The 13,718-nt window shown below is 73.3% G+C and carries 9 protein-coding genes and 1 pseudogene; 6 read left to right on the forward strand and 4 right to left on the reverse strand.

All coding sequences use genetic code 11. From position 1 onward, the window contains the following. A pseudogene (locus DT057_RS00725) lies at positions 1–205 on the reverse strand (type 1 glutamine amidotransferase); the annotation flags it as partial. A gap of 195 nt (positions 206–400) precedes the next feature. Further along, a complete protein-coding gene (locus DT057_RS00730) occupies positions 401–694 on the reverse strand; it encodes a hypothetical protein (protein ID WP_128560214.1) in 294 nt (97 codons plus the stop codon). 362 nt (positions 695–1,056) lie between these two features. Here DT057_RS00730 and DT057_RS00735 point away from each other — a divergent pair, with 362 nt between their 5' ends. Continuing rightward, entirely contained in the window at positions 1,057–1,953 is an 897-nt protein-coding gene (locus DT057_RS00735) for a metallophosphoesterase family protein (protein WP_128560215.1), read from the forward strand. Positions 1,954–2,159: 206 nt separating this feature from the next. After that, entirely contained in the window at positions 2,160–4,436 is a 2,277-nt protein-coding gene (locus tag DT057_RS00740) for a CDC48 family AAA ATPase (RefSeq protein ID WP_128560249.1), read from the forward strand. A gap of 16 nt (positions 4,437–4,452) precedes the next feature. Here DT057_RS00740 and puuE read toward each other — a convergent pair whose 3' ends face one another. After that, positions 4,453–5,895 (reverse strand): allantoinase PuuE, encoded by a 1,443-nt coding sequence (puuE, locus tag DT057_RS00745; RefSeq protein ID WP_128560216.1) that lies wholly within the window; start codon positions 5,893–5,895, stop codon positions 4,453–4,455. A 130-nt stretch (positions 5,896–6,025) separates the two neighbouring features. Next, the gene (locus DT057_RS00750) at positions 6,026–7,357 is read right to left on the reverse strand and encodes a glycosyltransferase family 4 protein (RefSeq protein ID WP_128560217.1); all 1,332 of its coding nucleotides are present in this window, start codon (positions 7,355–7,357) and stop codon (positions 6,026–6,028) included. A gap of 371 nt (positions 7,358–7,728) precedes the next feature. On the opposite strand from DT057_RS00750, the gene DT057_RS00755 reads away from it, so the two are divergent. The 4 genes from DT057_RS00755 (at position 7,729) to DT057_RS00770 (ending at position 13,697) form a co-directional block, all read left to right on the forward strand. Next, positions 7,729–8,049: a rhodanese-like domain-containing protein gene (locus DT057_RS00755; RefSeq protein ID WP_128560218.1), complete on the forward strand. Its 321-nt coding sequence runs from the start codon at positions 7,729–7,731 to the stop codon at positions 8,047–8,049. Positions 8,050–8,214: 165 nt separating this feature from the next. Then, entirely contained in the window at positions 8,215–9,345 is a 1,131-nt protein-coding gene (locus DT057_RS00760; protein ID WP_128560219.1) for an efflux RND transporter periplasmic adaptor subunit, read from the forward strand. Between the two features lie 184 nt (positions 9,346–9,529). Next, positions 9,530–12,718, forward strand: coding sequence for an efflux RND transporter permease subunit (locus tag DT057_RS00765; RefSeq protein WP_128560220.1), 3,189 nt, complete (start codon positions 9,530–9,532; stop codon positions 12,716–12,718). A gap of 109 nt (positions 12,719–12,827) precedes the next feature. Continuing rightward, positions 12,828–13,697: an MBL fold metallo-hydrolase gene (locus DT057_RS00770; RefSeq protein WP_128560221.1), complete on the forward strand. Its 870-nt coding sequence runs from the start codon at positions 12,828–12,830 to the stop codon at positions 13,695–13,697. Positions 13,698–13,718 lie beyond the last annotated feature (21 nt).

The raw sequence follows: 13,718 nt of genomic DNA on the forward strand, positions 1-13,718 counted from the left end.
GCGGCGAGCCGGTCAGGAACACGCCGTCGTAGCCCGACAGGGCGGCGCCGGCGGGCAGCTCCGCCCCCGCATCCGCGGGCTTGATCCTGTGGCATTCCGCACCCGGCGCCAGGCGCAGCAGCGTCTCGACGTAGGTCTCCCCGGAGGAACGGCCGACGCTCTCGCGCCGGCGCTCGCGCGCCTCGGGCGGCTCGCTCTCGGCCACGAGGAACCGTAACGCGGAACGGGTTGGATGCACGGTGATCGTCTCTCGCCCCCGAGGCGGGCAGCCGGGGAAGCGTGAACCGGCCGCCGCCGGCCGAGGTTCCCGCCCAGGGGCGCTGCGCCGCAGGGCCGGGACCAGGCCGCCGCGCGGGCCCGGGCCGGACCGGGGCCTCGATGCGACGGCGCGCGCGTCGCCTCAGCCCGGCGCGTCGGCTCCCCGCGCGGCGGCCTGGACCAGGGCCAGGAGCTCCTGGCGGACGTGGGGGTCGTCGATCCGCGCGAAGGCGCGGATCAGCTCGAGCGTCTCCTCCTCGACCGTGACGGCGCCGGCCGGCCCGTCCGCGCGCCTTGGCGCGATCGCGACCCCGAGCAGGTCCTCGATCTGGCGCACCCGGCGGGCCGTGAACGCGCCGCCCTCGGCGTCATCCTCGAGGAGGGGCGTGCGGACGACCTGCGGGCGGCCGCCGAGGCCCGGCCTTCCATCGACCATCGCGTGCTCCTTGTCCGCGAACCGGTCGGCCCGCCGCTGCAATCCCGAGCCCAGACCGCGCCACCGAGCCTCAACTCAGCATATTCGTTTGTAGGCGAACAAGCCTAGGTTGCTCACTCACATTTGATGATTGCAGCGCCGCCGGCGCGAGGGTCCGGCCGCTGCCGGCGGGACGCGGTGACAGGGCGCGAAACTGCGCGTAGAAGCGCGCCGGCCGCAGCCCACAGGCCACGTCCGCGGCGGGCGAGTCGTCCTCGCCCTCGGGCACGCATCGTCCTTCAAGCCCGCGACGGCGCGTCGCCCGCGCCCGGCGGGCTCGTGCAGCGCACAAACCCGAGGCGCCCGCGCGCGTTGCCCGTCCGATGTTCCGCCTCGCCCACCTCACCGACCCGCATGTCGGGCCGCTGCCGCGCCCGCGCCTGCGCCAGCTCATGAGCAAGCGCGCCACCGGCTGGGTGAACTGGAGCCGCGGCCGGCGCCTCACCCACGACATGGAGATCCTGGCCGCGCTGGTGTCCGACATCCAGGCCGCCGCGCCCGACCACATCGCCTGCACGGGCGACCTGTGCAACATCGGCCTGCCGAGCGAGTGGGAGACCGCCCGCCTGTTCCTGGGCGGCCTGGGCGCGCCGGAGGCCGTCAGCTTCGTGCCCGGCAACCACGACGCCTACGTGCGCGGGTCCCTCGAGGGCCTGCTCGAGGCCGTCGGCCCCTGGACCCGGGACGATGCGGGCCGCGACAAGGCGTTCCCGTACCTCCGGCGGCGCGGCGCCCTCGCCCTGATCGGGCTGTCCTCGGCGATCCCGACGGCGCCCTTCGTGGCGAGCGGGCGCCTCGGCACCGCGCAGCTCCAGGCGGCCGAGCGGCTGCTCGCCGCCCTCGCAACCGAGGCCGACCGGCCCTGCCGCGTGGTGATGATCCACCATCCGCCCCATGTCGGCGGCGCCCAGCCGGGCCGCAACCTCACCGACGCGGGCGCCTTCGAGGCGATGATCGCCCGCGTCGGCGCCGACCTCGTGCTGCACGGCCACAACCACGTCGGCTCCATCGCCTTCCTGACGGCGCCGGGCGGCCGGCGGGTGCCGGTCATCGGCGCACCCTCGGCCTCCGCGCGCGGCGGGCTCCTGAAGCACTGCGCCGGCTACCACCTCTACACGATCGAGCGGCAGGGGACCGGCTTCGCCCTCACTGCCTCCCTGCGCGGGCTGCTGCCGGAGGGCGGCATGGGCGACCTCGGCACCCTGACGCTAAGAACCTAGGCCGGCTCGCCAGGATCTCACAGAACCGCAACGAATCGGGACCGGGGACGTTTCCCGGGCGAGACGCGCCGCCCCGGCGGCGCCGGACGTGGACCTTGGCCGGGTGGAGTACGCCCCCGTCCGGCGGAGGGGATCCGGTGGTCCCGGACGCCCGCCAGGGCCCGGCGCTCCCGCTCCTCCGCGGCCACGAGAGCGGGGACGAGCGCATGGCGGACGAAGCAGGTGGCGTGAGGGCGCAGGTCGCGAACGCGCGGGCCGAGGACGTGGGGCGCGGGGTCGCCCGGGTGAGCGGCGCGGTGCTCCAGAGCCTCGGGATCCAGGAGGGCCAGCCGATCGAGATCATCGGCAAGCGCCACACCACGGCGCTCGCCATCACGCTCGGCGAGGAGGACGAGGGGCTCAGCATCATCCGACTCGACGGCCTCCAGCGCGTCAACGCGGGCGTCGGCTCCGGCGACCACGTCGAGATCCGCCGGGCCGAGGTGCGCCCGGCGACGCGCGTCGTGCTCGCGCCGGCGCAGAAGAACCTGCGCCTCCAGGGCTCGGGCGACGCGCTGCGCCGCACCTTCTACCGCCGGCCCCTCGTGGCCGGGGACGTGATCTCGACCTCCGTGCCCTCCCGCGTCGCCCGCGACCAGGTACCCGAGGAGCTGCGCCAGATGTTCAGCCTGCCGGCCTACGGCCTGCAGGAGATCCGCCTCGTCGTGGTCTCGACGCAGCCCGCCCGCGGCATCGTGCAGGTCACGGCCGAGACCGAGGTCGAGCTCAGGCCCCTCTACGAGGAGCCCAAGGAGGTGCGCCGGGCCGACGTCACCTACGACGACATCGGCGGCCTCGGCACCACGGTCGACCAGGTGCGCGAGATGGTGGAGCTGCCGCTGCGCCACCCGGAGCTGTTCCAGCGCCTCGGCATCGACCCGCCCAAGGGCGTGCTGCTCTACGGACCGCCCGGCACCGGCAAGACGCTGCTCGCCCGCGCGGTCGCCAACGAGACCGAGGCGCAGTTCTTCCACATCGCCGGCCCCGAGATCATCGGCAGCCAGTACGGCGAGTCGGAGCAGCGCCTGCGCCAGATCTTCTCCGAGGCCCAGCGCAACGCGCCCGCCATCGTGTTCATCGACGAGATCGATTCCATCGCGCCCAAGCGCGAGGAGGTGAGGGGCGAGGCCGAGCGGCGCATCGTCGCCCAGCTCCTGACCCTGATGGACGGGCTCGAGCCGCGCCAGAACATCGTGGTGATCGGCGCCACCAACCGGCGCGACGCCATCGACGAGGCCCTGCGCCGCCCGGGCCGCTTCGACCGCGAGATCATCATCGGCGTGCCCGACGAGCCGGGCCGGCGCGAGGTGCTGACCATCCACACCCGCGGCATGCCCCTCGGCGACAACGTCGACCTCGACGAGATCGCCCGCACCACCTACGGCTTCGTCGGCGCCGACCTCTCGGCGCTCGCCCGCGAGGCGGCCATGGACGCGCTGCGGCGGGTCCTGCCGCAGATCAACCTGAAGGAGGGGATCCCGCCGGAGATCCTGGAGCGGCTCCAGGTCTGCCGCGAGGACTTCCTGAACGCCCTCAAGCGCGTGCAGCCCTCGGCCCTGCGCGAGATCATGATCCAGGTGCCGAACGTCGGCTGGGACGACATCGGCGGGCTCGGCGCGGTGCAGACGCGCCTGCGCGAGGGCGTCGAGCTGCCGCTGCGCAACCCGTCGGCCTTCCGCCGCATCGGCATCCGCCCGGCCAAGGGCTTCCTGCTGTTCGGTCCGCCCGGCACCGGCAAGACCCTGCTTGCCAAGGCGGTGGCCCGGGAGGCGCAGGCGAACTTCGTCGCCACGAAGTCCTCCGACCTGCTCTCGAAGTGGTACGGGGAATCCGAGCAGCAGGTCTCGCGGCTGTTCGCCCGGGCCCGGCAGGTCGCCCCGACGGTGATCTTCATCGACGAGGTCGATTCCCTCGCCCCCGTGCGCGGCGGCGGCCTGGGCGAGCCCGCCGTCACCGAGCGGGTGGTGAACACGATCCTCGCCGAGATGGACGGGCTCGAGGAGCTGCAGGGCGTCGTCGTGCTGGCGGCCACCAACCGGCCGAACCTCGTCGACCCGGCCCTGCTGCGCCCCGGCCGCTTCGACGAGCTCGTCTACGTGCCGGTGCCGGACGTGCCGGGGCGGCGCCACATCCTGGGCATCCACACCCGCGGCATGCCCCTCGCCGACGACGTGGACCTCGACGCCCTGGCGGAGCGCACGCCCCGCTTCACGGGCGCCGACCTCGAGGACCTGACGCGCCGGGCCGGCCTCATGGCGCTGCGGGAGGACCTCGCGATCGAGCGGATCACCCGGGCGCATTTCGACGCGGCGCTGCACGAGACCCGCGCCTCGGTCACGCCCGAGATGGAGCAGGAATACGAGACGATGCTGCGCACCCTCAAGCAGGAGGGCCCCCAGCGCCAGCCGATCGGCTTCGTGCCCCTGCGCCCGGCGGCGGAGTAGGCGGGGAGCCCTTGCCTTACGCGGTCGCCGCGAACACGTCCGGCCGCGAGGGCAGCCGCTGGCGCAGGCGCAGGAGCGCGATGGTCTCGATCTCCCGGAGCGCGCGCGCGCGCTCGGCCTCGGGCGGGTTGGCGAGGCGCTCCTCCAGGGCCGCCAGGATCTCCTCCGGGCGCCGGCCGCGCACCGCCATCACGAACGGGAAGCCGAAGGCGGCGCGGTAGCGCCCGTTGAGGTCGAGGAAGCGCGCCCGCTCGCCCTCGTCGAGCGCGTCGAGCCCGGCCCCGGCCTGCTCGGCGCGGGATTCCGGCGCGAGGTCGGCGGCGGCGACGCGGCCCGCGAGGTCGGGATGCGCCCGGATCAGCGCGAGGGCGCGCTCCGGGTCGGCCGACCGCATCTCCGCCGTCATGGCGGCGTGGAGGCCGTCGGCGCTGTCCTGCATCGGGGTCAGCCCGGCGGCGTGCGCGCCCTCCGCGACCCAGGGCGAGTGCTCGAACACGTCGCCGAACGCCTCGACGAACAGGGCCCGGCTCATCCGGCTCGGCCTCAGCCCGGCCGGCGCGTGGTGCCGGATCCAGTGGCGCGCGATGTCGACGCGCCGCGTCACCCACACGTCGGGGTGCGCCGCCACGTGGTCGAGGAAGCGCGCCAGGGCGGCGAGGCGGCCGGGGCGGCCGACAAGGCGGCAATGCAGCCCGACCGACATCATCCGGGGCGTCTGCGCGCCCTCGGCGTAGAGCACGTCGAACGTGTCCCTCAGGTAGGCCAGGAACTGGTCGCCGGAATTGAAGCCCTGCGGCGTGGCGAACCGCATGTCGTTGGCGTCGAGGGTGTAGGGCACGATCAGCTGCGGCCCCTTCGGGCCCTCGGCCCAGTAGGGCAGGTCGTCGGCGTAGGAATCGGCCGAGTAGAGGAAGCCGCCCTCGTCCATGACGAGCCGCAGGGTGTTCTCCGAGGTCCGTCCCGTGTACCAGCCGAGCGGGCGCTCGCCCGTCACCGCGGCGTGAATGCGGACCGCCTCGCTCAGGTGGGCCCGCTCCTCCTCGTAGGCGAAGTCGCGGTAGTCGATCCACTTGAGGCCGTGGCTGGCGATCTCCCAGCCCGCCTCGCGCATCGCCGCCACGGCCTCGGGGTTGCGCTGGAGCGCCGTGGCGACGCCGTAGATCGTCACCGGCAGGCCCCGCCCGGTGAACAGCCGGTGCAGGCGCCAGAAGCCGACCCGCGCGCCGTACTCGTAGATCGATTCCACGCTCATGTGGCGCTGGCCCGGCCAGGCCTGGGCGCCGACGATCTCCGACAGGAACGCCTCCGAGGCGCGGTCCCCGTGCAGGAGGCAGTTCTCGCCGCCCTCCTCGTAGTTGATCACGAACTGCACCGCGAGGCGCGCGCCCCCGGGCCACTGGGCGTCGGGCGGCGTCCGCCCGTAGCCGACGAGGTCGCGGGGATAGGTCGTGTCGTCCATGGTCTCCGTCCGGTCGGGGGCTGCGAAATCCTAGAGCAATGTCCGGCCAAGGGGAAACCGGGTCGGCGCAGAGATAGCGCCGGAACAGGGACTTAGCGCCGCGCCAGGCCCCACCGGGGCGGGCGGGCCCTCAGGGCCCGGGGGATCGAGGGCCGCGCCCGCCCCGGCCCGGCAGCGCCTCCAGCATCGGCTCGACGCGCGCGAAGTGGTCGTCCCAGGTCGGGGCCCGCACGCCCTCGAGCCGCCGCAGCATCGCGGCGCGCAGGGGCGAGCCGGGCTCGGCCAGCGCCGTGACCATCCCCATCCACCCGAGCCCGTCGAGGGGATGGAGGAACTCCGCGAAGCCGGCGGCGATCTCGCGGTGCACCGGGATGTCGGAGGCCACCACCGGCAGCCCCGCGGCGGCGGCCTCGAGGACGGGGAGCCCGTAGCCCTCGGCGAAGGAGGGCATCAGCAGGGCCGTCGCCCCGCGCAGGAGCCCGACCAGCCCGGCGGTCGAGAGCCCCGCCACCTCGGTGACGTGCCGGCGCACGGCCGGGCAGCGGTCGAGGAGGTCGACGACGTTCTCGCTCTCCCAGCCCCGGCGCCCGACGACGACGAGGCGCGGCGTCGGGCCGGCCTGCGACCCGCGGGCCGCGAGCTCGCGCCAGAGCGCCAGCAGGGCGATCAGGTTCTTGCGCGGCTCGATGGTGCCGCAGACCACGAAGGTCGGCCCGGCGGGCCGCAGGCCCGGGCCCGTGCGGTCGGCGAAGGCCGGCTCGATGCCGAGGGGGCCGACGGTGACCGGGGGAAGCGGGCGCCCCCGCGCCGCGAGGTGCGCGCCGAAGCGCCGCCCGACATCGGCCGAGTTCACCACCACGGCGGCGGCGTGGCGGGCCACCGTCTCCATCCGGACGGCGTGGCGCTCCGCCTCGCCCGGGCGGCCGTATTCCGGGTACTCGATCGGGATCAGGTCGTGGATGAAGAAGACCGGGCGCACGTCGGGCCGGTCGTAGAGCCAGTCGAACCGCGCCGGCTTGTCGAGGCGCAGGTGCGAGGTGTGGAGGTAGAGCGCCCCCCGCGGCACCCGCTCGACCCCCGGGGCCCGCATCACCCGCAGCCAGATCCGGGCCTCGGCCCGGCGCCGGGAGCGCCCGTCCGGCCGGCGCGCCGGCGCGGCCGGGCCCGGGGCGGCCGCACCCGCGGCCCCGAGGGACGCGGCGAGGCCCCGGTAGACCGGATCGTCCTCGGCGGCGCGCTCCTCGGTCCAGCCCGCCACCACGCTGTCGACGAGGGCCGCCGCCTCGGCCCGCTCGAGGAGCCGCGGCCCGAGGGCCGTCGAGACGAGGCCGAGGCGCTCGCCCTTCTGCCCGAGGCAGTGGCGCGCGTACGCGAGGTCGACCCGGTCGATGCCCGTGGGGCTCGCGTGCCGCAGGCGGGTGAGGAGGCGGGTGAGGTCGAGGACAACGGGATCGGCGGGCATGCGGGGCAGGGAGCATCCGAGGAGGCAGGCGCAGGCGGGGGCGGCGCGGCCCCCCCCGCGCGCGCCAAGCCTCAGGGAGGCGCACCGGGCGCAGGCGGGGACGCAACCCGCGCCGGTCGCGCGCCGGGCATACAGGGGCGCCGCCCCGGCCGCCAGCCTTGTGCGCTGCCGCACAAGGCGCGCACCCGCCCGCGGCGGGCCGCCCTTGCCAAGGGTGAGCGGTGATGATTTATCGCATTCGTCACAGCGGCCTTACGCTGTGGTGACAACCTCGCGGCCCGCTGCCTATCATTCCGGCCCGCGGGCACGGCGCGGATGCGGGTGTCCGTGCGGGCGCAAGCCCGGCCGGCCGCCGCATTCAGGTGAGAGAGATGACGATCGTCGACTTGGATCGGGATGCGGTGAAGCGCGGTCTGGCGGACGGCTCCGTCCTGCTGGTGGACGTGCGCGAGCCGCACGAGTTCGCGCAGGGCCACATCCCGGGCTCGGTCTCGCACCCGCTCTCGACCTTCGACCTCGACGCCCTCCGGGCGCTGATCGCCGCGGACGGCCGCCGCCCGGTCCTGTCCTGCGCGGCGGGGGTGCGCTCGGCCCGGGCCCTGCACTACGCCCAGAGCCAGGGGGTTCCCCTGACCGAACACTACGCCGGCGGCTTCAAGGACTGGATCACCGCGGGCGAGGCGACGGAATGAGATAAGGGACGGCCCGCCCGAGGCAGCCGTCCTCCTGGCCCCGGGAGGGCCGCGCCGCCCGGCGGCGCGGTTCCCGATGCGGCCGCCCCTCGACGCGGATGTGCCGACGCACATCTCTCCAGGCGTCCGAGGCCCGCACCCCACGAGATGGACGGGAGAGTGAGTATGCGCAGGCTATGGCTGGCGGCGGTGATCCCGGCGCTCCTGGCGATGGCCGGATCACCGCGGGCCCAGGCCCCCGGCGGGCCGCCACCGACGGTCACGGTCGCCAAGCCCGTGGTCAAGCAGGTCGTGGAGCACGACGACTACACCGGCCGCTTCAACGCGATCGAGTACGTCGAGGTGCGGGCCCGCGTCACGGGCTACCTGGAGAAGATCCACTTCCAGGACGGCGCCGTGGTGAAGAAGGGCGACCTCCTCTTCACCATCGACCGGCGGCCCTACAAGGCGGCCCTGGACCAGTCGCAGGCGGCCCTGGCCTCGGCCCAGGCGCGGCTGAACTTCAGCCAGACCGACCTCGAGCGCGCCCAGACGCTGAGCCGCTCGGGCAACATCTCCGAGCAGGTCACGGACCAGCGGCGCCAGGCCTCCCTGACCGCCCAGGCCGACGTGGACAGCGCCACCGCGGCCCTGCGGCAGGCCCAGCTCAACTACGGCTTCACCGAGGTGCGCTCGCCCATCGACGGCCGCATCTCGCAGCGCAACGTCACCGAGGGCAACATCGTCATCACCGACCAGACGCTCCTGACCACCATCGTCTCCCTCGACCCGATCTACTTCTCCTTCACGGTCGACGAGCGCTCGTTCCTGTCCTACCAGGGCACGCTCAACATCGGCATGGGCGCGACGCAGAACGAGCACACGGTGCCGATCCTGGTGGCGCTCACCGGCGAGCCGAAGCCGACCCGCAAGGGGGTGCTCAACTTCGTCGACAACCGGGTGGACGACGCCACCGGCACCGTGCTCCTGCGCGCCACCGTCGAGAACCCGGACCGCTTCATCAAGCCGGGCCTGTTCGGCATCGTCAGCATGCCGGCCTCGCTGCCCTACCGGGGCGTGCTGATCCCGGACGACGCCGTGGGCGCCAACCAGGACAAGCGCATCGTCTACGTCCTCGGCGCCGACGACACCGTGACCACCCGCAACGTCCGCCTGGGGCCGAAGATCGACGGCTACCGGGTGATCCGCGACGGGCTGAAGGGCGACGAGACCATCGTGGTCACGGGCCTGACCCGGGTCCGGCCCGGCGCCAAGGTCACGCCGGAGCGCAAGGACCTGCCGCCCGTCCGCGACTGAGCCTCGATCCCGCGGCGCCGGCCCGGCCCGCGGGGCCGGCCGCGACGCCAGAGGTCCCGGGCGGGGCCGCGTGGGGCTGCCCCACCGGACCCGCCCGGCGCCGACCGACTGCCCCGCCGTCCCCGCCCGGGACGGCTTCGTGACGGACGCCACGCCCGACCCCGCGGGCGCCAGAGGCCCACCGATGCGTTTTGCCCACTTCTTCGTCGACCGGCCGATCTTCGCCACGGTGACCTCGATCGTCATCCTGATCATCGGCTACGTCTCGTACATCTCCCTGCCGGTGGCCCAGTACCCGGAGATCGTGCCGCCGACCGTGGTGGTGCGCGCCTCGTACCCGGGCGCCAACGCCGAGACCGTGGCGGCCACCATCGCGACGCCGATCGAGCAGGAGATCAACGGCGTCGACAACATGCTCTACATGTCGTCGCTGTCGACCAACGACGGCAACATGCAGCTGACCGTCACCTTCTCGCTCGGCACCAACCTCGACATCGCCAACGTGCTGGTCCAGAACCGGCTCTCGGTCGCCCAGCCGCGCCTGCCGCCCGACGTGCGCAACCTCGGCGTCACGGTCCGCAAGTCCTCGCCCGACCTGATGATGGTCGTGCACGTGCTGTCGCCGGACAAGACCTACGACCAGAACTACCTCGCGAACTACATCTACCTGCGCCTGCGCGACCCGCTGCTGCGCCTCAACGGCGTCGGCGACATCACGGTGTTCGGCGGCAGCGAGTACGCGCTGCGGCTCTGGCTCGACCCGAACAAGCTCGCCTCCTACCAGCTCTCGACCACGGACGTGATCGCGGCGCTCCAGGAGCAGAACGTGCAGGTCGCCTCCGGCGCCCTCGGCGCGCCGCCGGCCCCCTCGAGCCAGGCCTTCCAGCTCGTGGTGCAGACGCAAGGGCGCTTCCAGGACCCGAGCGAGTTCCGCCGGGTGATCGTCAAGGCGTCGGACGGGCGCCTCGTGCGCATCTCCGACATCGCCCGCGTCGAGCTCGGCCAGAAGGACTACACCACCCAGTCGTTCCTCAACGGCCAGCCCGCCATCGGCATCGGCGTGTTCCAGCGCCCCGGCACCAACGCCCTCGAGGCGGCGGAGGCGGTGCAGGCCCTGATGCGGACGCTCTCGAAGGACTTCCCGCCCGGGCTCGAGTACAAGATCGCCTACAACCCGACCGAGTTCATCGCCGAGTCGGTGCACGAGGTCTACAAGACCCTCGGCGAGGCGATCGTGCTCGTCGTCGTGGTGATCCTGGTCTTCCTCCAGAGCTGGCGCACGGCGCTCATCCCGATCGTCGCGATCCCGGTCTCGCTCGTCGGCACCTTCGCGGCGATGGCGGCGCTCGGCTTCTCGCTCAACAACCTGACGCTGTTCGGGCTCGTGCTCGCCATCGGCATCGTGGTCGACGACGCCATCGTGGTGGTGGAGAACGTCGAGCGGAACATGTCGGAGGGGCTCTCGCCCGGCGAGGCCGCCCACAAGACCATGGACGAGGTCGGCGGCGCCGTGCTCGCCATCGCGCTGGTGCTCTCGGCGGTGTTCATCCCGACCGCCTTCATCCCGGGCATCTCGGGCCAGTTCTACCGGCAGTTCGCCCTGACCATCGCGGCCTCGACCCTGATCTCGATGTTCAACTCGCTGACGCTGTCGCCGGCGCTCTGCAAGCTGCTGCTCAAGCCCCATTCCGAGCACCACCAGCCCCGCTTCTTCCTGGCGCGCTTCGGGGCCTTCGCGGCCAACACCTTCAACCGCGCCTTCGACGCCACGGCGAACGCCTACGCGGCCACGGTCCGGTTCCTGACCGGGAGCCTGGTGCCGCTCCTCGTCATGCTGGTGCTCTACGGCGGCGTCATCTACGGCACGCTGTTCCTGGTGCGCACGACGCCCACGGGCTTCATCCCGCTCCAGGACCAGGGCTACCTCCTGGTCGTGGTGCAGCTGCCGCCGGGCTCGGCCCTCGAGCGCACCACCGCGGTGGTGCAGGAGGTCTCGAAGCGCTCCCTCGACATCGAGGGCGTCGGCTACACCGTGGTGATCTCCGGGTTCGACGGCGCGACCTTCACCAACACCACCAACGGCGCGGTGATGTTCCTGCCGCTCAAGCCCTTCGCCGAGCGCCTCGCCAAGGGCCGCACGGCGGCCGCGATCCTGCAGGACGTGCTCGCCAAGACCGCCCCGATCCAGGAGGCCCGGATCATCGCGATCCCGCCGCCGCCGGTGCGCGGCCTCGGCAACGCCGGCGGCTTCAAGATGCAGGTCCAGAGCCGCGAGGGCTCCGACATCGCCCGCCTGCTCGCGGTCTCGGGCGACCTGATCGGGGCCGCCAACCGCGACCCGGCGCTCACCCGCGTCTTCACCACCTTCGGCAACGACACGCCCCAGCTCTACCTCGACATCGACCGCACGGTGGCGCGGATGCTGAACGTGCCCCTCGCCAACGTGTTCTCGACCCTCCAGGTCAACCTCGGCGGCGCCTACGTCAACGACTTCAACACCTTCGGGCGCATCTACCAGGTCCGGGCCCAGGCGGACGCCAAGTACCGCATGGAGCCGCAGGACATCGAGCGGCTCAAGGTGCGCTCCTCCACGGGCGCCCTCGTGCCGATGGGGACCCTCGCGGGCATCCGGGAGATCGCCGGGCCGCAGATCGTGCAGCGCTACAACCTCTACTACTCGATCCCGGTGCAGGGCGATTCGCGCCCCGGCATCTCGTCGGGCCAGTCCCTCAACGCCATGGACGCCCTGGCGCGCAAGATCCTGCCCGACGGCATGAGCTTCGAGTGGACCGAGATCGCGTTCCAGGAGAAGGCGACCGGCAACACGGCGATCTACGTCTTCGCCCTCGGGGTGCTGCTGGTCTTCCTGGTGCTCGCCGCGCAGTACGAGTCCTGGGCGCTGCCCCTGGCGATCCTGCTCGTGGTGCCGACGGGCGTGCTCGCGGCCCTGGCGGGCGTCCAGGCGCGGGCGCAGGACAACAACATCCTGACCCAGATCGGGCTGATCGTGCTCATCGGCCTCGCGGCCAAGAACGCGATCCTGATCGTGGAGTTCGCCAACCAGATCGAGGAGAGCGAGCGGCGCGGGCCGGTCGCCGCCGCGGTCGAGGCCTGCCGCCTGCGCCTGCGTCCGATCCTGATGACCGCCTTCGCGTTCATCCTCGGCGTGGTGCCGCTCGCCTTCGCGAGCGGTCCCGGCGCCGAGATGCGCCAGGCGCTCGGCACGGCGGTGCTCTTCGGCATGCTCGGCGCCACGGTGTTCGGCCTCTTCCTGACCCCGGTCTTCTACGTGGTGATCCGCAGCATGCTCATCCGCCTCAACCGCTGGCGCGGCGTCGACGACCACCACGGGAGGCCCGAGGCGGCACAGTAAAGGAGGGCGGCCTTCCCGACGGCGGACGGTTGCGGGGTTGGGCGGTCCTCGCGCCCCGCCCTACATGGCGGGCCGGCGCCCGCCGCGCCCCTGCCTCGAGAGGTCCCCCGTGCCCGGTTACCTGCCCTTCGCGGGCGCCCTCGCTCTGCCGGCCTTCGTGTGCGACAATTGCGGGTTCTGGCAGCGCCACTTCGCGGCCCCGCCGAGCTGCCCGATGTGCCTCGACGCGCGCCACGTCGTGCCCCAGGACGGCTGGCGCTTCCGCGGCGTCGGGGAGGCGCAGGCCGCCTTCCCGTGCCACTGGGCCGAGGTCGAGCCGGGCGTGTGGAAGTTCTGGAACGAGCCCGTCTCGGGCATCGGCCCGAGCGCCTACCTGATCGTCACGCCGGCCGGCAACATGGGGTTCGAGGGCTGCCCGGTCTTCAGCGAGGCCGCCCTCGACCACATCGCGGCGCTCGGCGGCATGGCGGTGCTGTCGGCCTCCCACCCCCACAGCTACGGCGCCCTGGCGCAGCTCCAGGACCGTTTCGACCCCGAACTGTGCCTGCCCGCGGCGGACTTCGCCTGGAGCCCGGCGCTCCAGGTCTCGTGGCCCTACGACGACCACCTCGAGCCGCTCCCGGGCCTCGCGCTGCACCGCACCGCCGGCCATTTCGACGGCCACGCGGTGCTGCACCACCGCGAGAAGCGGATCCTGTTCTGCGGCGACGCCCTCAAGTTCGAGCTTGATCCGGCCGACCCGCGCCGCGCCCGGACCATCTCGGCCCACAAGGCCTTCGTGCGCGGCGTGCCGCTGACGCCCGCCGAGCTCGCCCGCTACCGCGCGGTGTTCGCCGCCCTGGACTTCCGGCAGACCTGGACGCCGTTCGAGCAGGCGGCGAATGTCGGGCGCCGGGAGGTGCTGGCGCTCATCGACGCCATGCTGGCGACCCGGCCGCACGCCGCTCCGGTGGCGCTGGGCGAGCTCGGCGCCGCCTGAGCGGCGCAGCCGCGGGGCCGC

Origin of the sequence: Methylobacterium crusticola, from assembly GCF_003574465.1 — a bacterium.
Taxonomy (GTDB): domain Bacteria; phylum Pseudomonadota; class Alphaproteobacteria; order Rhizobiales; family Beijerinckiaceae; genus Methylobacterium; species Methylobacterium crusticola.

Excerpts from the sequence above, each read along its gene's own strand:
- DT057_RS00730 (WP_128560214.1), bottom strand. The coding sequence starts at position 694 with ATGGTCGATGGAAGGCCGGGCCTCGGCGGCCGCCCGCAGGTCGTCCGC.
- DT057_RS00735 (WP_128560215.1), top strand. The coding sequence starts at position 1,057 with ATGTTCCGCCTCGCCCACCTCACCGACCCGCATGTCGGGCCGCTGCCG.
- DT057_RS00740 (WP_128560249.1), top strand. The coding sequence starts at position 2,160 with ATGGCGGACGAAGCAGGTGGCGTGAGGGCGCAGGTCGCGAACGCGCGG.
- puuE (WP_128560216.1), bottom strand. The coding sequence starts at position 5,895 with ATGGACGACACGACCTATCCCCGCGACCTCGTCGGCTACGGGCGGACG.
- DT057_RS00750 (WP_128560217.1), bottom strand. The coding sequence starts at position 7,357 with ATGCCCGCCGATCCCGTTGTCCTCGACCTCACCCGCCTCCTCACCCGC.
- DT057_RS00755 (WP_128560218.1), top strand. The coding sequence starts at position 7,729 with ATGACGATCGTCGACTTGGATCGGGATGCGGTGAAGCGCGGTCTGGCG.
- DT057_RS00760 (WP_128560219.1), top strand. The coding sequence starts at position 8,215 with ATGCGCAGGCTATGGCTGGCGGCGGTGATCCCGGCGCTCCTGGCGATG.
- DT057_RS00765 (WP_128560220.1), top strand. The coding sequence starts at position 9,530 with ATGCGTTTTGCCCACTTCTTCGTCGACCGGCCGATCTTCGCCACGGTG.